Raw genomic sequence first — 20,993 nt, 5'->3', positions numbered from 1 at the left:
AATAGTTATTTTAATGTCCTGGATAAATCCGTTATCAGCAAACCAACCCGTGGTGTTTAAAAAGGAACTTGTAACGAATACGCATTGGTCTCCCTATGTGCTGGTACTGTTTGTTTTGCTCGGGGTTTTATTCATTCTTGCCCAATACTCAAAAAATTCAAAGAGTACGAGTCCCAAATGCAAGGTCATTGAACAGGTATCAGTGCATAACAAAACCAAAATCTTTGTTATTGATTATCAAGGGCAACAGTTTTTATTAGCAGATAATCAAAATGCCTTAACCCTACTTCCATTGCAGGACATTGAATCACATCATGAATAATCACTATCTATCCAGTATTGAAGGTTTGTCCCCCGAATCAACAAGCCAAGTTAATGCTCACACTGTATCGCACTCCCCCCTTTCTGCTGCACCAAGCATTCACTCAGAGCAAAGACCCGAGCATCGTTTGCCCAGAAGCATTAGTCACTTTCTTTATTTTCTTTTATTATTCCTCCCTATCAGTAATGCTTTGGCTGGAACCCAATTCGGACCCGTACAATTTGATCAAGATAATGTATCACCAGCCCTGCAGGCTTTCGCGCTTCTGACCGTTTTAAGCCTCGCGCCCAGTATTTTAATTATGCTGTCTTCCTTTACCCGCATTGTTGTTGTTTTATCCATGCTACGAAACGCTCTTGGATTACAGCAAACACCACCCAACACCGTACTGATTAGCCTATCCCTGTTTTTAACCCTGTTTACCATGATGCCTGTTGCCAAAGCGATTTATACAGAGGCCTATCAGCCCTATGAGAATAAGCAGATTAACACCAGCACTGCGCTTAACAGAGCGGCCATACCATTAAAACAATTTATGATTAAGCAAACCAGAGAAAAAGACATGCAGGTTATTCTAGAACTGGCAAAAGAACCGTTACCGGCTTCTGCAGATGAAATCAAACTGTATCAACTCATACCGGCTTTCATATTAAGTGAATTACAAACCGCTTTTCAGATAGGGTTTATGATTTTTTTACCTTTTTTACTGGTTGATCTGATTGTATCCGGAATTCTGATGACCATGGGCATGATGATGATGCCGCCTATGAGCATCTCTTTGCCAGTAAAAATTTTACTCTTCATTCTCATCGATGGCTGGGACTTGGTAGTTCAGGCTCTAGTAGGAAGTTTTAACTGATTTGCTCTCAATAACTTCAAGAATTTCGTCATTAAGAACGCAGTGAAAGAACTCCCCAAAAAGGCGTTTTGCAGGTTTTAGAAGAGATTCCCGTTCGTTCAAAATGACGACTATGCGACCAATTATCGACCACAAAAATTATTCCTGGATTTAAATTAAGTGATCATTGTGATACCATGCCGTTTTATTTTTTATCATTAATTGGGAAAATAATTAATAAAAGATAAGCCAGGACTTTAAAATTCCAACCTCAATTAAATGGGTATATCCAATCTGTATTTACCCCTAATAGATGAAGTTTAATCAGGATTTTACTAAGGAAAAACACGATGAATCAAGAAAGAATACAGGCATTAATTAGTTCTGATAAAGATGACAAGGAAATAGCAAAAAAATTAATAAAATGGTTTATAGCCCAACCGGATTTAATTGATTCACGCTATATATTGGATAGAACTGTCTTTCATCTTTTAGTAATTAAAAAGAAACATCTGGTTCTCGAAGCACTATTAGAAGATACTACCTGGAAAATACTGCAGGATAAGTCCTGGCTTGAAATAGCTGCTTCAGCTGATAGAAATGGATGGACTCTCTTCCACTACGCAGCACGAGGTGAAGAAAATACTAGTGCAACAATGGATGTTTTGTTCAAATATTTTCCCAATAAAATGGATACACAAAATAATTATGGTAACACTCCATTACATGAAGCGATTGTAGCGCAACGACTTTGGGCTGTTAAAAAACTGGTAAGTAAGAAGTGCGATAGATCAATAAAGAATAATGATGACAAAACTGCTCTTGAACTGGCTGAACTCAATAGTGAATTAAGGTTGGCCTTATTGGCTATCGATCTGAGTACAATAAACTCTCTCGATCTAAGATATCGGGCACCGGCTCCAAGCAATAGGGAAGAAAGTCCGACAAGTCTGAACAGCGTACGTGAATCATGCCCACTACTTTCAACTGGACGTTCTTCAGATCCTTCGATATCAAGTTCGAGCAGCCTTGACTCGTTACATTCTTCCTTAAGATATCCAAATTCAGGTGCTTCAGAAGCCAGTTCATCCGATTTAAGTGTAGAGCAGGAAGCAGATGTGGATAAACAGCAAGTTATTGCGAATAAAATGGCTCTTCAACTTTTAAAAAATCTGGTTAAAGCATATCAAACCAATAAACGGTCTGTAATCTCGGTGTCTTTACACAATGAATTCAATGAGTTGTGCATGAAGAGTTTATTAGCTGATGACTTTGATTTAAGTAATGAACCATTATTTAAATTTCCAGAAAACCGGCAAATAATCCATGATACAATCAGTACTTTATATCCTCGTGTTGATGAACTGTATTCACGCATTCAAAATACAACCTATACATCAATTAACAATTTTCTTTACATTCTTGCTTCTCATATTTCGATTGCGGACTCCAACCCCCTGATTCCACCAGTATTTAATACAGGTAAAAAACTAAAAGATCAGGTTCAAGAAACCTTATGGTTGCTCACCGCATGTCAGGTATCTCACGAATCTAAAAGAACATTTGATTTTGCTGCGATAACCCATCGGGCACTGGGAATCCTGAGTTCACTATCACTATTTGAACTATTAGTTAATTTGAGAGCGTTATATCCCTATTTTGATAAGGACCAGAAAATAATAGCCAATGTCGTAGTTTTGCAATTACTTTATTACAACGCAATTGATAGAGTGAACCCCAAATCAAAACTCACGATGCAGATAAGGTTTTTAACTAAATTAAATATTGATGTGGAGAAGGGATTAGGGAAACTTGGAGAAGACATTAATCAACATTTATTAAAAATCCATGACTTATGCTCCTCATACACCAAACGACCTTTGTTACGAAATTATTACATTTTAAACCAGGGGATAAGTCAACCTGATGTACTCAAATTGCATAAATCATTTGATACGATAGTCGATCAGGCGCTTACCAAAAACAGAGCCAAAAGGACTGAAGAAGTAGGAATCATAGCCCATGAACTTAGGATGCTCACTATTTCTTTTTATCAACACGCATCGATTTCAGAATTTCATAATAAAAACTGGGAAAAAACGGATGTTTGTCCTGAAGCTGAAGAAGATGGACATGCATGTGACACTAATTGCGTCAAAGCAGGTAAAAGTACACTGGCACCGCATATTGTTGAATTTACCGAACACTTTAATAAGTTAAGCAATTACTTCGTTGTAAAAATATTATCTCAACCTCGCAAAAATATAAAGAACGCACTACAGCTTCTGATTGAAATAGCCCAGGTCTTATGTCCTCTAAACGATGAACACTACCCAGATATAAATCATTTAATGGTGATCAGCAGTGTCCTAAATAATGTGGATATATCACGACTCATCAATTATGCAACAGACTTATCTGCTGAGGACAATGCTTATCGCATGGAGATTGATACAATAACTTCCAGAAATAAAAACTTTCAGTTGATGCGCAATGTGTACCTTCAGTTCAGAACAACACTTCCCTTTTTAGGATTATTACTTAGAGATATGACCTTTGCACAGGATGGAAATAGCAATTCAGAAAAAATTGTTCGCGCTGAGGCATGTGGTGAAATATTAAAGAAACTGTTAGAAATAAAATTATTAATCAATTTTGAAAAAATCCATTTCCATACTAATTTCCCTGTATTTTTAAGAGAATACAATTGCCTTGATGAAGACCACGTTCAAAGAGCTTCTTCAAGAATAAAACCCAGAAAAAGTCATGAAATCCATTGGGAATATTCCTCTGAATTCTTCAGCTCAAATTTAAACACGTTAATCAAGGATTATTTACCAATTGATATTATTCCATCCATTATCACTCCTAAAAGAACCATCAAACCCAAAAATCTTCCTGTTTTTTTAATCGATTCAATCACTTCAATAATTAAAACGTTCAAAAAAGAATATGAAAAAAATCCATCGAAAAAGCAAGCTATACAGAATAAAGAATTACACGTGTTGTTGAGCATTTTAGGCAAATTAACTATAGCAATTCCCGAGATAGTCAGAATAAATCAGCTGTATTACCATGCGGAACAATACACTGGAACGAAAAGCATGGAATCACTCTTGGCTAAACTTGAGGAATTAAAAAAATCGATACAACCATCAATGCCTTTACTGGAATTGGAAGATAAAATAGATCCAGCAGAGAGAAGAGCTCAGATAGACAACGGATCGTTCAAAAGAAGAAGTGCTCATTTCTTACAAGGGCACAGTATATTTAAATCAGGTAAAGTAAGCAGTGATGTTTCGGTCGCCGCATGCAGTACGGATGTATCCACGTTACCCGAACAAGGATTCATCTAATAGTTCATCTTTACAGATCGAGCTTTCCTGATAATCCTCCAATAGTGTCTTTGCGAATGAAGCATAACTCATCTTCGCTAACATTCGCAAAGTCATATTCCTGGACGTCTTAACATGCAGAAATTATGTATCTTACTGAAATCAAATAATTTATCCTTGCCAGTTACTTGACGATACACAATGAAATGATAAGCTTCTACCAATTTTAAGTTTGAATAAAAAACGTCACATAATTAATAAGGACAACATATGAAATCGAACTACTGTGGTTTATTAATAATGATTTTATCCTCAGCACTACATGCTCATGCACCTATAGATAATGTAGCTTTGGCCAAAAAAACACACGCACTTTCTAATGAAATCTTAGAAACCAGGCTCCAGGAAAGTCACGAGATATGTCGTTCAGCACTCATGGAATCTGCCAATGCCACTAAAAAATCCAGTAGTCTCATAAGAGAAACACAATATTTATTAGCATCCTTTAGTCTAGGTGATGCTCGACGCGCATTGCGTAAAGGAAGTGACTGTTTACAACAAACCAAAATTCAAAACTTTACGAATGAGCTTAACTACATCAGTGATCAAATTGCAGGATTGGATTAATCCTATCAAGCAGGATAACACAACTAATTTCCAGGAATACCACCAACAAGGCAGATTTAATCTGCCTTCTCTCCTTCCTCAATACTCATGTGTTGGTGAATACTGAATGGTATATATAATTATGACTTCCCCGGATAGATCACTGAATTATCATGACTCCCATACCATATTTCTTCTTCACTTAAAGTTGTCTCGATAAACTCGATAGGTGCACCCTGTTCAGCTATCATAGCCACTTTAAAACCAGAAAAAGGTTCATAAGGTTCCAGAATCACTTCCTTACCTTTAATTGCCATCTCCAGATTATCCACTTTAAAGGCAATATGAGGCTTCGCTTGAATCAAGGGATGTAATGGACAGTCCTCTTCAAATCGGTGATATTGAACCCTGAACTCACTTTCCTGGCCACCACTGGTATAGACTTTAAAAGTAGAACTGTATTTTTCACCCTCTCTAATCTCAGTAGTCGGTATCCCGGTATGATGATACTCATATTTAATTGTACGTACGGTCATAATGCGCTCCTGTGTTAACTCAATATAGAAATTGTATTATTTAACACCTGAGGTTGTAAATTGACATAAATTCCATATACTATGAACTTATAGTTCATAATTAGAAATGCCATGCACTTTTATAATCGAGGTCAAATCCTTTGCTTTCTTAAAGTAACGGAACTGGCCAGCTTTTCATCAGCCGCACATGCCATGCATTTAACTCCAACCGCGGTAAGCAAACAGATTAAAAATCTGGAGCAAGTTATTGGTGAACAACTTTTTCTCAGAACCACCCGCTCGGTACAACTTACCGAATTTGGTGCTCTGTTTTATAATCGATGCAAGTCCATTGAACAAGAGATCGCCTCTGTAAACCGTTTTATCGAATCCAATCGAGAAGTACCACAGGGAGAGCTAAAAATACTGGTATCGACCATCACTTCCAAAGAATGGGTATTAGAGCATTTGGCTGATTTTATGAAAACCTATCCATTGCTCGAACTGGAATTGATCTTTTCAGAAGAAGATGATGCATTAGCTCAACCCGACATTGATATTATGGTAGGGTTCCCTGTTATTCCCCCCTCTACGGAAACGTTAAAATACAGAACAATGTATCGGGTCAATAACATCCTCTGTGCTTCAAAAGACTTTGTATCTCAATATGGCAAACCGGAAACTGCCGAGGACTTACCCAATTTTAAAATAATATCCCATACCTTACGTAAACCCGCTCATTTTTTACCCCTGGCCAATGGTGGACAATTGCATTGTGCCAAGCCCATTTTATACATGAATACTTTTGAGGCGTTAAATAAGGCCTGTCTTGCAGGCATAGGAATGTTCCTGACTGGTGATAGCCTGGTTAAATCATGGTTGGATAATGGGGAGTTAATTCAACTGCTGCCACAATACACCTTCAGACACTATGATATTTATATGTTTTATCGTGCCTACGATTTCGAATTACCCAAGATTCGTGCTTTTTTGGATTTTTTTAATAAATAAACTAATTGATTAAGAACTGTTTCCAATTCACGAATAGTCAACACTGTTTTAAAGTTCTTTCAAAGGGTACAGGTTTTATAAACATCGGATTTATCAGCCATTTCCCATCAGAATTTTGAACCGCATCGCAAAGTAGCTCAGGATTGTTTTTATTAATAACCAACCTTCCACCGAGTGCGTCGCGCAAAAAAACACGATCCCCAGCTGAGTCCCCTGCTGCAAAAATAATCGGTGTTGGCTTGTATAGTTGTTCTTCAGCCCTCAGTTTGAATACCACTTTATTAAGCCAACACCGTTTACCGATACGATTGCTGATAATTTCTTTATTACCATCGGGAAAAGTGCCACACCCTTGAAAGCGGTCAGTCAATTGTCCTTGTTCATTCAACACGTGACGGACTCCAATGACATGGTCTTTGCGAATTCCCACACGTTTGGCGACGACTTCAACGCTGGGTTGTATCGAGGCAGAAATAATCCAGACATCAAAACCGTTTTGTTGTAACACGGATACCAGATGGTTCATTGGCTTATAAATACGGACATAGGCAGGATAATCCTTACTCCCTACCTTCTGTGTCGCGCCAATATTGTTAGCCAAATTGAAGTCCAGGGCACGTTTGGTGAACTCGGTTATCTCATCTGGAGTATATCCTGCAAAAAGTTGTGCATAAAAAAAATAAGTCGGTACAATGCGTTCAGGATCAGGTGAATCATGCCATGCGGTGGCCCCATTCTCCAATGACTGATTATGATAGATATTCATTAAGGTATCAGCACAGGCAGGATTTTGACGAGTAGGCAAGTATTCCGATTTGCCCCCGCAGTTTTTTTCCAGCTCGTTTAACGCGTCAGAGGTTAACCAGGGATTCATCTGTTTGAAATCAGAATTACGCTTCAGTGTTCCATGCGATACCATCCATAATAACGTTGCGTCACCTATATCATTTTTCATCATGGTATTATCCCAGTCAAAAGCTGCGACGGGTTTACGATGTACCTGATAACCTGGACTGTTAATTCCGTATTGCTTGATGATAGCATTCAATTTCATGGAGTTAGTTCCAAACCACTCGTTTTCCGGAATTAATTGAGTTATTGAATTGCTAGAAAAGACGGCAAAAGAAAATGAACTTAATACCGTGAATAACAAATAAATCGTTTTTGTTCTACTCATGAGCATTTAAGTTCCTTTAGGAATAAATACCTTCAAGAATCAAATATTAAACCAATACCCCGCGAATAAATAGAGTTTGCTTATATGAGTCATGTCTTGCATGGAATTTAATCGCGCGCGATTTAGAAAGACAAGCCATTAAATATCCCTATGATAACCATGAATTTTTACACAATTTGTTAATAATCAGTTAATGTAAATGAGTTATATGGAAGACCATTTTGGTACTTCCTGTACGCTGTTATAGTCAGATTTATAATTATTATCAGGCATTGATACCCGTATTACGGCTTTGCCTAATACGGGCTACGTTTGATTTTCTCCTTAACCTGATGGCTATGAGGCGAGACCCAACTTACGCTCACTGATCAGTAACCCTCATCCCCAACCCTTCTCCCTTAAAAAGGGAGAAGGGAGCGGTTGGGTATAAACCGGGTAAGCTGGTAACACTGAAATAGTTACTACTCCTGCTTATCAAATAACCTTAATCTTTTTGACGCAATGATCCATGTTAAATGTTCAATTTCAGACGTTATTGAGATCTTGCCAGAATGGCCTTCTCCCTCAGGGAGAAGGTGCCGACAGGCGGATGAGGGGATCTTAGAACGATTAAGATTATAATTAAAATACTTAACCCAACGAACAATAGATAAAATGCATGGAGGTACTTGATAAAGCAAAAAGCAAGTAGCTTGGATCGCGACTCATAACCGTCAGGCTAAGGATTTTTTGTATCTACATCATTGGTAGACCTGCGCAGCTGTAATACGGGACTACTGAACAATAATCTAAACGTTATCCAGCAAACATATCACGAGGTGTCTCTTTAATAGAGACTACTCCAAAGTTAAGAAATTCCAAGCTACGCCCCCCTTAGCTTAACCCTATTTTTCTTTCCTACTCTGATTTATAGCAGACATCGCAGATACAACAATACCTTCAGTCGATCATTGTGATCCGCTTTGTACTCATTTCTTGTTACCGGTACAGCCCCTCAGAATGAGGATGAAAGCACTATAAAACCCATTAATCGCACAAAATCATACTATAATGATTAATATATGATCACTAATTATGTTGTCATATTTTTTTCAAAAAATTAAAGATGGGGCAACTATGAGTTTTGAAAAAATAGATGTCAGCTTAGAACAGATAACACAATTGGTATCCAATAGCACAGATCCAATTAATGATGAACTCTCATCACAAATTATTAATGGATGTATTGCTGTTTTTGATCAGCTTTTTGCAGATGGTCTGGAAAATAATTCTATAGAGGCCAGGATCGAAAATCTAATAAACGAAAAAACTTCAGAAACTGAATTAGAAGCCCAGGAATTAACTTTTGAATACATAAAACGAATAATAACGTTAAAAGATCATCTGGACAGCTTACCAGATAATTTCCCATCAAAAGAAAAATTAAATGCGCGCTTACTTGGACATTGTTCTTCAGACTGGATGCGTACATTTAGAGCGGGTACAGCTGCTAATGCCGCAGAGAACTTCAGTTTGTTCAGGAAGGAATATTTTAAAGATTTTAATGAAAGTACTGTAGAGGTCCGTACCTGGGGAACTAAAGAAGAACTCGGAAATGGCTTAAATAATGTGTTGCGGCAAAAATTGCAAGGCGACAATGTTGGTCATGTAGCCATAATGATGAGATTTCCTGTAAATCAACACAATAAAGCACTGATTGAAAACTATTGTTATCATGAAAATGGAAAACAGAAGATCCCGGTGTCAATTGAGCGTAGTGGTACTGGGTTAGTTTATAAAGTCTATTGGAGTTATTGGCCAGGAAGATTAAGCACTCCCAATAAGGACATTAAAGAGGAGCGCACTGGATTCGAATTTAAAACTCAATCTGATGTACTAAGCAGAATGCCTCCAGAGTTAAAGGAACGCCATATATTTCAAAAACAAAAAAAGGATTTTTTCGAAAGGCAACAGACTATTAATTTAGCTCCAGTGGCTACTACTGTTATATCTGAGCAAAAATACAGCACAATGCAGCAGGAATATCTCAGTTTAAAACTTAAAAAATACAAAATTGATGAAGAAATTCAAACACTGGCAACACTCATGAAAAATTATCTCAATGAAGGTAAAGAGTTTAGTGCCAAAGGTGATTGGACAGAAAAATCAATTAAACCCTCATCGAATCTTCTGTCCATTTTAGCTCGATTTAAAAACGAAATTGGTGATCGAAAATTATGTGCAAATATTTTAAAAAACAAGAAAATTACCAAGGAACAAGCAGAACTTATCACCAGGAAGGTTGATAAACTATTGGACGACAAATTCAAAGAAGTAGTAACACTCAACACACAAATAAAAGAGGTGATGCAAGAGATCTATGCTCCGGCAGTTGAAATTAAAAACATCAAAAAAGAGATCAAAGAAATACATCAGGAACTGAAGCGTCACACTAAATATAATGATTTATATAAAGAAATTGAGGCATATAAGCAGCAAGAAGGAACAAAACGCCCTCCTATGACGATACTTCGTGACTGGTGTGACGCTATTGATACTCCCACAGAAAACCGACTTAAATTGTTTAACGGCCCATTCACTCACGAAAAAATTGATGAGTTACTGGCTGAAATAAAAAAGAAACAAAATGTTCCTCCAACCCAAGAAGTATTGCTGGAGAAATTGCACAAGGCAAATCAAAGTTTAAATGCGTTATTAATATCTCCTAAAAAAGAAACTATTAGAATTCATGAAGAAAAACTTAAAAAGAAAACAGAGCAAATCAAAACTATTGAAGAAAAAATTGTAGAACTACAAACACAAATCAAAAAAATTGAATTAAATCAAACTAATGCAATTCTCCTTGGCAACGCTAAAATTGCTGAGCTTGAACAGATGCATTTAAAATTTGAAAAAGATAAAACCGTTTCTCTTGAGCCAATTAACAAAAAAATTAGCACACTAAAAACCTTATCTTTAAAAATAGAAGCAGATCAAGCTCAAGCTATTGCTAACACAGACCATAAACTGGAAAAATTGGAACGATTATTAGCACATTTCGACACTATTTCAGATAATCACAATGTCTCAACTAAAGGGATTAAATTTAATTATAAAAATAATCGTGAACGATCAGAATCAGAGAAAGAATTATTTGGGAATAGCCCCAATTATTGGAGAGTAAAAAACAAGGAAGCTGTTGTTGCTCTTATTAATATAGTAAAGGAAGATAGGAACAATCTACAACTGGGCAAACTACCAAAGCCCATAAACTTTGTTTATACCAGGGATAAAACAGAAGAAGAAATTGAACGGTTTGGAAACAACTGGTATCCCAAAACTGGTGAAGATATTTGGAAACTATCAAATAAAGAAGATGTCGACACACTCCTTAAGATACTCGATGATGATCGAGCAAAGGCTGCAAAGGAATTCAAATTTCAACCCGTTGATTTTTCTTATGGAAGTACCAGAGATCGACCCAAAACACCTGAGGAACAAAGTGCTTATGGCGCTCTGGTTTATGATTCCAGTGGTACGCATCACTGGGCAATTAAAAGCCAGGAAGATCTTGATAAATTAATAGAAATAATCAAAGCGGATCAAGCCAAATTACGTGATAACCCCATATCAAAACCAATTAATTTTAAATACGGAACCCCGGAACTTCACAAAAGAACTGAAGAAGAAAAAAATGCATTTGGATCAAATCGATATAAAACAGGTGAATTTAATTGGGCAATCAAAGACATTGCACATGCGCAGCGAATGATTGAAATCATGCAAAGTGATATAGGACGATTACAGGAGGAGTCACGTATCATAGCTAAAAAGATCGAAAACATTCGATTACAATCAAGAGTTCATCAGGTTAGCAAAGATCAAATTATTCGAGGTATTCCAACAAGAAATGCTGTATTGCATGATTTTAACATTGAGGAAATGCTTAAAACAGCCAGTCAACTGGCGTCGACTACATCGGCTTTCGACTTAATAGAGGAGAACTGTTCTACTACTTCTATGAAATTATTAAGAGCCGGTGCTCCTCCAGACATGAGTCATATGTTTACATGGACGCAGAATACTGCCGATAATCCTGCTTCCAATGCGTTTCTCACCAATCCTCAGGCAGTGTATTCAGCAGCAACTTTAGTAGCAAAATCCCAAGGTGGGGATAAAGACGCCATTGATCGTGTCAAAGCTGAGGCATTGATTAAGCCAAACACGAACTACTATCTTAAAATCAACAGACTACTTGCCTTCAAAGACAATAAAACTCAACTACTCAACACATTGAAATCCAATGTGTTCAGTTATCTCAGAATTGTACCGCAACTGATTAGTGATTTATGGGTTACTACTGATACAAAACATGCTCCCAAGGATGAACAGGAAATTGATAAATATCTTAATAAAATTAATGATGCGGTCAGAGCACAAGGACATTCAACTATTAAGCATGAACATCCTTTATTAGCAATTCAAAGCATGAAGGAAAAACTACAAGAAGCACCGGATAATATTCCTTTTTTTGATGAAAAAACATTGAAAACGGTTAGAGAGTATTTTTTGAATTTGGAATCTAAAGAACCTCAAACTGAAGAAGAAATCCAGTTACTAAAAGATTATTCCGATATCATCAACGAACGAGATGAACGCTTGTCTTGTGTTGAGCTGGCGGTAATGAGAACTAATGATCCGGCTGCACATTTACTAAGCCGTACGGATAAATCTAAGGATTTAAAATGGGCGCAAGCCCCCTCTCAACAAGCTGAGATCATGCTGGCCAAATTTATTGAAGAATATAGCAGTATCCAATCTTCAAAATACTTCCAGTTTATGCGTAGTAATTTCATTGGCACACTGCCTTCAGCGGCAACTGCAGAGGAGCGATTACAAATAATTCAAAAACATATTCTTGAAACCCCTTCATCAACATCAGCACGGGCTTGGGATAACTGTAAGTTCACTAAAGAAACCTTGGATTTAGTGGGTATTAAGAGTGATGTTACAGCGCCAGAAAGCTCTAATTCGGTATTAATTAAGCCTAATGATCCAGCAGCTACTGCAGCAAGTCTTAGAGATCGTTATAGACTTATGAAAGAAGAGAGTGTCAGTCCTGTCACGGAACACAAAATTCAACCATGAAAAGCGTCTGCATCTTATCCATTGTTAGTTGGCCTAAGGATTATAATTATAAATTTAATGTTTTAAGATCCCCTCATCCGCCTGTCGGCACCTTCTCCCTGAGGGAGAAGGCCATTCTGGCAAGATCTCAATAACGTTTGAACTAGTCGACACCTTCTCCCTGAGGGAGAAGGCCATTCTGGCAAGATCTCAATAACGTTAAAACCAACCGTCATCCCGAGTGAAACGAAGGATCTTCTGAATGTGGCAGAAAGTCGTGTTCAGTGCCCGTATATGGAGATCCCTCACTGTGTTCGGGATGACGATAAAACCAACCGTCATCCTGAGTGAAACGAAGGATCTCCTGAATGTGGCAGAAAGTCTTGATTAGTTCCAGTTTGAAGAGAGTTCATATGAGGTTAGCGAATACCTTGTTCTGTTCAACTAAGCAGTTATCTGGTTATTTAATGGTAAAAGTGAGTGCCTTCGTCTGATGTTTTATCACAACGAAGGCTGGATTTAGCTCTATCGGCCATTACTGGTTGCAGGGTTCACTTCAGTAGACTCTATTGGGTGGTGATGACGTGAACGATGTTTTTTCTTCTCTGCATGAAGTCCCAGATTTTTTATGTGATGCGCATGCTTGCTGGGTTTTTCTTCAGTCTGCCCATTATTCGGTTTTACAGAGACTGTCTTAGATGATTTGTTAGCCGGTATTTCTTGTTCCAATCGTTGTATTTCATTCCCTTGTCTCTTTAACAGGGCTTGATACTCTTCTTGGAGGCCATTAAATTTATTCTGAACAATGAGAAGTTCTTCATTACGTTTCTCTATTCGCTTAGCCACTTCTTCAAAGCTTTTTTCTCTGTTTGTTACAAACTCTGTTAACCTGGATTGAAATATCGTTCTATCTTGTTCATTTTTAATTATTTGATCCGCATAAGTTTCTACTACTTTTTGTAGGGATTGAGCCACTCCATTAAGGTTATTCAATTGTTGACCCATATCACGTTGAACTCGATTTAATTCTAAAGTTTTTTGAGACAATTCCCGCTGATTTTTTTCAAAGGCTAGAGTCACCTTATTTATCTCTGTTTTGATTTGTTCATACAACTTGGTTTTTTCCTCCAGAGTGAGTTTTAACTCCTGATCTGTTTGTTCCAAACTCTGTTGAATGGATCGTAATTCCTGTTCAGTTTTTTGGAGTTCCACGGCTTCATTCGTAAGTTTAGACACTTGCTCAGATAAATCACTGATCGCGTCAGTCAGTCGCTCATTCTCCTGTTGAAATTGTTCAATTTCACCTGCTAATTGAACACTCAGGTGTTCCATTGTGTGGATGAGATTGACCAACGATTGAGCCAATCCTTCCATACTTTCTTTCAAACGATCAGTAATTTGTTCATCGTGGTTGTAATGATTATCCAGAACAACACTGCTTGGTATATAAGCAATCAGAGTCAAGGCACTGATGGCAATAAGCATGTATATCTGTAGTGCAATACCTAAAATCAGCGTAGGGGCTATCAATACAGTACCCAAACCAATTTTTTGCCAGAGCGGCACTTTTCCCCAGAGCAGTGCCGCTCGGGTCAGCATGCTTTGATTTTTGGCCATATTATCGATTATTGAATTGATGAGTGTTTTAATCTCAGAAACACCCTTTTGAGTTTCTTCTACTTCTTTCAGGGATTTATTCACTTTTTCGACATCTATGATCGTGGATGACTGATCAAAGATCGCTTTTATCTTGGCGGAATGTTCTTGCGAGTCTTTTAATGCGTCCTGAGATAAAAGAGTGTTATCGACTTCTATGTTAGAAGAGGGTGTATCAATGGTAGCATCCAATTCTGTTCCATTGATTTTATCATTACTAACCGGAGTGTCTGTCATATTCGCTATCCTTATATTTTATGGTGACTTCATGCAACCGAACTCAATTCCTGGACAGGTTATTCCTATTGATTCTATCGGATAAATTTAAGTCAGTCATTGTTTTATTTAACCGACTTACTCTATTTTATTACCCATTGATTTCATTGATTTTTTTTCATATATCAAGACGTCAATCGAAATCAAGGCTCGGATTTACTCAGATGAGGATACTGTCATTTTCGAGTGATCTAACAAACGATTGGTGTATGCAATAGCCAAAGCGGATATTATTAATGTAACATGAATTATTACTTGCCACATTACCGTAAAGTTGCTTAATTTTGAAGGATCGATAAAGGTCCGTAATAAATGTATTGACGATATACCAACTAGAGACAGAGCTAATTTAATCTTCATAGCGCCTGCATCGAGATGATCCAGCCATTCCGGTTGATCCGGGTGCGCATCAAGTTGCAGATGCGACACAAACGTTTCATAACCTCCCATAACCACCATAATGAGGAGGTTTGCTATCATGACCACATCGATCAGATCTAAAACTCCCAACATGATGTGCGTGTCATCAAAACCATTGAGATGGATAATTAATTCAAATAATTCACCGATAAAACGATAAACATAGGCTGCTAAAATGAGGATAAGCCCCAAATACAAGGGAAGTTGTAACCATCTTCCCATGAAAATTAAACTACTGATACCACGTTTAATGTTATTCATTACTTACCTGATAAGACCATACTGATGAATATTTTAATGAATAGTAATCGTTCCTGTTACTTTTGTTAATACTTTTATTGTATTAATTAAAGGCAATTGAAGATCATGTGAGGAATTTTTTTCTCAGGTGAGTTAAGTCAAGGAAAAATCAATCAAAATCGAATGGTTCTTACTGTAAATATTTCGTAAAGAACTCTCTCTTTAAGTTTCCCTTAATGTTTGATGACTAAATTTAAATAAAGATGAATATTATTTTCTCGCTGTGAAAAACATCGAGCCAGGAGGGGGTATGACTAAGATCGTTTTTTGTTTTGCTGGAACAGGTGATCCGGGTGAGGACTATGCAAATAGTTTAGAGAAAACAAATAGCTTTAAGCCTGATGTAATCCGGGTTTATATGAGAGGATGCCAGCATGATAAAGTGGGCGGAGGTCTTCTTTTTCCTGATTTGGAAATTGTATCGAATTCTATACGCAACGCATTTAATAAAGACGATCAAACAATAGATCTTGATAAACTGCAGGAACTGATGGGGGATGGAATTTGCCGTATTGAAGGGCCAAAATACTTGAGTAATCACAAAATAACGGATATTGGTTTACAAGGATTTAGCAGAGGCGCTGTTACTACCTTTGCAGTAGCAAAAAAACTCGATGATCTCAATATACCTATGGATATTATCGCCAATCAACCTGTTCCAGGTCAAATTGCTGAAAACTCACCTGGGTCTTTATTTTCAAAATATCATGATCTGTCAAAATGCCAAAATATCCGATCAGCTACAACATTTTTAGCGTCACATAATTTGGAAAATGGTGTTATTCATAATTCTTTTTTTCAACAAATGGCAGCTAAATTTTCTTCAACTACGCAATCGAATACCTATATCATGCCACATCAAGCACATTTGGAATGGTTCCGGCATTGGATAATTCCTGTTCATATAAACAGACAGTTTACCCAAGCTGGTTTTTCAGAGGCGAAATGGGCAGATTCTGCGTCTGTCTTGAAGGATCAGTATCGGCAAAAAGACTTGTATTTTACACCCAAGGAGTTTTCCCAAAAGGTATTTGGTATTGATTTGGCTACTGTTTCCAAAGATCCAGTTTATCTGGAAATGATTCAAGAAAAAGCAAAAGGGTTATTACAAAACACTGCTGTTCAATTAAGCGATGAACAGGCAAGTGCTGTTGTAGCTATTTCGGAAGTGAATGACCTTAGTCAAGAGCAAAAAAAGCAACAAATGAATCTAGTGGCGCAGGATAATGAGGCAGGAAAAACATTTACCCAAATTATTAATAAAACTCATGATGTTGTTAGGTATTTGTCTCATGTCACAAGGGACGATCCGAAAAATAAATCAGTAAAATCAAAATTAATAGATGCGCACTCCGACGCGTATAAAAAAGAAATATATTCAAAGAGTTTTGATTATTTAAGTAAACCAGCGCCTACCGATGAGGATAAAAAATCGTTTTTGGTGGGTATTAATAAAGCAGATAAGGAATTTGAAGGTAAAGCGCTTAATGTTGATAGAGGTGTTATGCGTAAAGCAATGAAAATCATTGCTAACACCATATTGCACGTAACCGGTTTATTTTTGATTGCGAATACCATCAATTTGGCAGTAACAGGTGATTGGTTTTTCTTTAATAAAACTCGTTCAGCAAACGTTGTTAACGCGGCTTCCAATGAGATAAAAACTCTGGCGAGTTCAACACAAGACACTATAATGAAAAATCAGGATATAAAAGCACAATATCAGGATACGAAAAACGAGGATGCGCAATTAGATGGTACTCAAGAGCAGAAAGTAAAAATCTGATAAAAATTCTACATGAACGTTGAGTACTGGCGTGTATGGTGCTTTGAGCAGTACAAATTAACTCTTTGAGGGTTATTGAGTCTTTTTTGCCCTCATACTTACTAATAGATAACCTATTACAACTACAGCAATAATTAATCCAATGGATACTAGTGGCCTGGTAGCAAACCAGGCTATAGCAGTTGTGACTAACCACACGCTCAATCCACAGATAAAGGCGATGAAGCCAGTACCAAAACCAACAATACTGCCCAGGAATGGCAGAACATCTGCCAGGACAACCAGTGGATTAAGTATTAAGGAAAAGCCACCGATTAACATGATTAAACTGACCAGACGTAAAATCCAGGCTATCATTTTGTTTTGTGATTGTGCATCTTCAATCATTTGATCCGATGAGTGCTGCCCAGTAGAGAGTAGAAATACTGGTTCACCTGCCGGAGCAAGAAATGCCTGGAGGGTAGTTCCTGTTTGTTGCGCGATAATGCTGACCGTTTGTGGATACGCGGCAGTCAGATTGATGCGGATATCACCGGGTTGTGGGGTCTCAGGATTTTGCCCCAAATACAATTCGTTATTAATTAAATGAACTGGTTTGTCATATTGTGATTTTAATGTCTCTTTATTAACCTTGGACAAATCAACAGGTTGACTGACATTAATTTGTTTCACTAATTCGTATGGGAGTGTGAAATCTCCTAAAGTCACTGATTGAGCGTATTGTTGCACTGATTGGATGGGCATCGATTCTGGATTTTGATGTCCTTGAGGGTTTTTAAATTGTGCGCTGTTTATCAAACTACTTGACCATATTTTATTATATGAATAGGTTTTCGTCTGTTTTTCCGAGCCACCCATTTGTGATTCTGTTTTCGTTTCCGTTTTTTCTTCCCACTGATACATTTCTACTTGACGGTTGAGGTTAATCGCATTTACCGACACATCCAATAGAGAATCCTTCAATTGATCTTTAGTCGTTGCCAAACCATTCAAATAAACAACCTTCAGATTATTTTGACTGTTGATCGGTGATGACGGCACTGAAATGAGGATCTTATGGGCTTGTTCCAGGGATTGGGCAGTGTGTAAACTATGCTGTTCATTCCAGAAGATAAGCACGATAGCGCCAATTATTAATCCTATTCCGATCAATATACCTACAAAAGCGTCTTTTATACGACTCCACCAGGAGCGAGTTGTAATTTCTTCAGTCATACTGGCTAACTCCATTTAGCAAATCTTCCTTTAATTACTTTTAATAATAGTGCTAATTTCGATAAATGGTTGTTGTTTCTGTTAATTTTCTTTTTGATTTTTAGTTTGTTTCAAATGGAGTGAGTTATACTTAAAATACATGTTTCAAGTAAAGGAGCTTATGTGACTGTTTCATTACATCAATATTCGTCCTTGCCTGAATTGATTGAATTGGGTGAAGAGGGGCTCAAAGGAGTTTTTGAAGAAATTACTTATGGAATTACGGTTACAAATGAGCATTCCCAAATCATTTATGTCAATCGCGCCTTTACATCCATTACGGGTTATGAAGCTCACGAAGTTATCGGCGATAATCCTGGTATGTTCCATTCCGGTCGTCATGATAAGCAGTACTATCAGAATATGTGGGATACTTTAAATCAATGCGGGCGTTGGCAGGGAGAGATATGGAATAGGCGTAAATCGGGTACTGTTGTTCCGGAACTTTTAACGATTACTAAAATAGTTAATTCAAAACAACATGTATTTTATATCGGTATATTTTCTGATATTTCATTCCTTGTTCAGGAAAATGAAATGAAATTGAATCTTGCGTTGCACGATCCACTGACGGGATTATGTAACCGCACTCTGTTAGAAGATCGATTTCAAGTTGTCCAAAATGAGTATAAACGCCATAGTGCTGAAGTGAGGTTTAAAAATAAGCAGGTGGCATTACTCTTTATTGATTTGAACCGTTTTAAACAGATCAATGACACCTATGGTCATTTGGTTGGCGATTCTGTTTTAATTTTTGTTGCTCAAACTCTAAAAAAATGCGCACGAAGTATGGATACCGTTGCGCGGATTGGAGGTGATGAGTTCGCTGTTATTTTATCAGATATCACTAAAAATGAGCATGTAGAAGGATATTGCATGAGGGTTCATCAGGAGCTTAGCATTGGAACTCATATTAATAATGTGCTTTTAATTCCTGAGCTGAGTATTGGTGTCAGTTTGTTTCCAACTGAAGCAATAGATTTTGATAAACTTATTGATTATGCAGATAAAGCGATGTATCACTCTAAAAAACTGCGTAGTTATTTAACCTTTTATTCTGATCTGTCCAAAAAAACTGGTTGCGTTTGAAGCGGTGTGGTGTGCTACAATACATCCTTTATAATAAATGTAACTTGTGATTTTATTCGATATAATATGGCGACCCTTAATACAATATTACAAACCTGTTCCGACAATGATGAAAAACTCGAGTTTATGTTTAAGTTTTTTGAACGGATTAAAATCAAAGTTGATGAAGTACTTACATTTGGTGCATACAATAGTGCGGCAGCCATAAGAACCCGCAATAAATATGTTAAACAAATGGAACTGGCAGGGCGAGATAGATTTTTTAAGGCACATTTTGACGTGGTGGATTTACACGCTATTCCCGCAATTTTGGCTGGTAATAAGATATTTGAAATTGAGCCTAAATCCATGACAAACTCCCCAGAGCAAAATTATGAGGAATTTTTGAAGATTGGTTATCTGTATGGAACAGGAACATGTGAGATTTTTGCTATCATGGGCGCTTATTTTATGGCTTTGGAATTTGATTTGGAGTTGTCCATTGAAACACTTTATTCAGATAGCAGTCATACATACATCAGAGTCCATACTAATCCTGAGTACATTATAGACTTCTGGGGGCCAATGCTTTGCGTCTATGAAGATACCGTATCCTGGAACGAGTTTTTTGGTCAGGCTCTGATGCGTGATGGAAAAGCTACAGTTAAAACAGAGGTGAAATTTAACAGTGAGCGACTCATTGAGTTGGGACATAGGATTTTTACCCAAGACAATTCGGAACAAAGGTTTATAATACATAATGAAATTAATGAACAAGTTCATTATGCAAGTTCTTCAATGTCGAATTGCTGAATAATTTTTGATTCTTTGTTCATCTAACAGTATAAGTACCCAACTTGATGAATGAACACCTGATTTTAAAAATCAGTACAAATCAAAAAACACATAAATTCTAAAAATCTCTTGACAGTTTTGAGGTAGCTCTTTAAACTGCGAGACTTATTTTGGGGCTATAGCTCAGCTGGGAGAGCGCTTGCATGGCATGCAAGAGGTCGGCGGTTCGATCCCGCCTAGCTCCACCATCAACATCCTGGTATGTTGATGGCAAAATAGTTCAGGGTCCCCATCGTCTAGAGGCCTAGGACACTGCCCTTTCACGGCGGTAACAGGGGTTCGAATCCCCTTGGGGACGCCATTATTTGGTGTTGTTAGTAGTAAAGTGGTAAAGTAGTAAATTAAGTTCCAGGTCCCCATCGTCTAGAGGCCTAGGACACTGCCCTTTCACGGCGGTAACAGGGGTTCGAATCCCCTTGGGGACGCCATTTTAGTCAAGAGCTTTCTTGATTGGAATGACTGCAAATA

Annotated in this window: 15 protein-coding genes and 3 tRNA genes; 13 read left to right on the top strand and 5 right to left on the bottom strand. The window is 37.4% G+C overall.

Annotation, left to right across the window (positions count from 1 at the left end; all coding sequences use genetic code 11):
* Nucleotides 1-13 precede the first annotated feature (13 nt).
* From IZU94_RS04140 to IZU94_RS04125, 4 genes are all read left to right on the top strand, one after another.
* A complete protein-coding gene (locus IZU94_RS04140) occupies nt 14-322 on the top strand; it encodes a flagellar biosynthetic protein FliO (RefSeq protein WP_203108287.1) in 309 nt (102 codons plus the stop codon).
* The gene (fliP, locus tag IZU94_RS04135) at nt 315-1,181 is read left to right on the top strand and encodes a flagellar type III secretion system pore protein FliP (RefSeq protein ID WP_238400499.1); all 867 of its coding nucleotides are present in this window, start codon (nt 315-317) and stop codon (nt 1,179-1,181) included. Before IZU94_RS04140 ends, fliP begins: the two co-directional genes overlap by 8 nt.
* Before the next feature lie 329 nt (nt 1,182-1,510).
* Complete coding sequence (locus tag IZU94_RS04130; RefSeq protein ID WP_203108285.1) at nt 1,511-4,516, top strand: RasGEF domain-containing protein; 3,006 nt, start codon at nt 1,511-1,513, stop codon at nt 4,514-4,516.
* A gap of 249 nt (nt 4,517-4,765) precedes the next feature.
* On the top strand, nt 4,766-5,122 hold the full coding sequence (locus tag IZU94_RS04125; RefSeq protein ID WP_203108283.1) for a hypothetical protein: 357 nt from the start codon (nt 4,766-4,768) through the stop codon (nt 5,120-5,122).
* A gap of 119 nt (nt 5,123-5,241) precedes the next feature.
* Here the strand turns inward: IZU94_RS04125 and IZU94_RS04120 are convergent, their stop codons facing one another.
* Complete coding sequence (locus IZU94_RS04120; protein WP_203108281.1) at nt 5,242-5,637, bottom strand: hypothetical protein; 396 nt, start codon at nt 5,635-5,637, stop codon at nt 5,242-5,244.
* A 111-nt stretch (nt 5,638-5,748) separates the two neighbouring features.
* On the opposite strand from IZU94_RS04120, the gene IZU94_RS04115 reads away from it, so the two are divergent.
* The gene (locus tag IZU94_RS04115; RefSeq protein ID WP_203108279.1) at nt 5,749-6,627 is read left to right on the top strand and encodes a LysR family transcriptional regulator; all 879 of its coding nucleotides are present in this window, start codon (nt 5,749-5,751) and stop codon (nt 6,625-6,627) included.
* Nucleotides 6,628-6,664: 37 nt separating this feature from the next.
* On the opposite strand, the gene IZU94_RS04110 is transcribed toward IZU94_RS04115, so the two are convergent.
* Nucleotides 6,665-7,804 carry a haloacid dehalogenase-like hydrolase gene (locus IZU94_RS04110; RefSeq protein ID WP_203108277.1) on the bottom strand — a complete coding sequence of 380 codons (1,140 nt, stop codon included), beginning with the start codon at nt 7,802-7,804 and terminating at the stop codon, nt 6,665-6,667.
* A gap of 1,116 nt (nt 7,805-8,920) precedes the next feature.
* On the opposite strand from IZU94_RS04110, the gene IZU94_RS04105 reads away from it, so the two are divergent.
* Complete coding sequence (locus IZU94_RS04105; RefSeq protein WP_203108275.1) at nt 8,921-12,931, top strand: coiled-coil domain-containing protein; 4,011 nt, start codon at nt 8,921-8,923, stop codon at nt 12,929-12,931.
* Nucleotides 12,932-13,172: 241 nt separating this feature from the next.
* Complete coding sequence (locus tag IZU94_RS18290) at nt 13,173-13,301, top strand: hypothetical protein (RefSeq protein WP_255541668.1); 129 nt, start codon at nt 13,173-13,175, stop codon at nt 13,299-13,301.
* Between the two features lie 134 nt (nt 13,302-13,435).
* Here the strand turns inward: IZU94_RS18290 and IZU94_RS04100 are convergent, their stop codons facing one another.
* Both IZU94_RS04100 and IZU94_RS04095 read right to left on the bottom strand, forming a co-directional pair.
* A complete protein-coding gene (locus IZU94_RS04100; protein WP_203108273.1) occupies nt 13,436-14,803 on the bottom strand; it encodes a LegC2/C7 family Dot/Icm T4SS effector in 1,368 nt (455 codons plus the stop codon).
* A 195-nt stretch (nt 14,804-14,998) separates the two neighbouring features.
* Nucleotides 14,999-15,523, bottom strand: coding sequence for a TIGR00645 family protein (locus tag IZU94_RS04095; RefSeq protein ID WP_203108271.1), 525 nt, complete (start codon nt 15,521-15,523; stop codon nt 14,999-15,001).
* A 289-nt stretch (nt 15,524-15,812) separates the two neighbouring features.
* Between IZU94_RS04095 and IZU94_RS04090 the strand changes: the two genes are divergently transcribed.
* Entirely contained in the window at nt 15,813-17,348 is a 1,536-nt protein-coding gene (locus IZU94_RS04090) for a hypothetical protein (protein WP_203108269.1), read from the top strand.
* A gap of 72 nt (nt 17,349-17,420) precedes the next feature.
* Here the strand turns inward: IZU94_RS04090 and IZU94_RS04085 are convergent, their stop codons facing one another.
* Nucleotides 17,421-18,563 (bottom strand): TMEM43 family protein, encoded by a 1,143-nt coding sequence (locus IZU94_RS04085; RefSeq protein WP_203108267.1) that lies wholly within the window; start codon nt 18,561-18,563, stop codon nt 17,421-17,423.
* Between the two features lie 162 nt (nt 18,564-18,725).
* Here IZU94_RS04085 and IZU94_RS04080 point away from each other — a divergent pair, with 162 nt between their 5' ends.
* The 5 genes from IZU94_RS04080 (at nt 18,726) to IZU94_RS04060 (ending at nt 20,953) form a co-directional block, all read left to right on the top strand.
* Entirely contained in the window at nt 18,726-19,691 is a 966-nt protein-coding gene (locus IZU94_RS04080; protein ID WP_203108265.1) for a diguanylate cyclase domain-containing protein, read from the top strand.
* Between the two features lie 66 nt (nt 19,692-19,757).
* On the top strand, nt 19,758-20,483 hold the full coding sequence (locus IZU94_RS04075) for a hypothetical protein (RefSeq protein WP_203108263.1): 726 nt from the start codon (nt 19,758-19,760) through the stop codon (nt 20,481-20,483).
* Nucleotides 20,484-20,637: 154 nt separating this feature from the next.
* A tRNA-Ala gene (locus tag IZU94_RS04070) sits at nt 20,638-20,713 on the top strand.
* Between the two features lie 37 nt (nt 20,714-20,750).
* Nucleotides 20,751-20,826: transfer RNA gene (locus tag IZU94_RS04065), tRNA-Glu, on the top strand.
* Between the two features lie 51 nt (nt 20,827-20,877).
* Nucleotides 20,878-20,953, top strand: a tRNA-Glu gene (locus IZU94_RS04060).
* The last annotated feature ends 40 nt before the right edge of the window (nt 20,954-20,993 follow it).

The organism is Legionella bononiensis, assembly GCF_016786215.1.
Lineage (GTDB): Bacteria > Pseudomonadota > Gammaproteobacteria > Legionellales > Legionellaceae > Legionella > Legionella bononiensis.
This window is presented reverse-complemented; position numbering and strand designations above follow the sequence as displayed.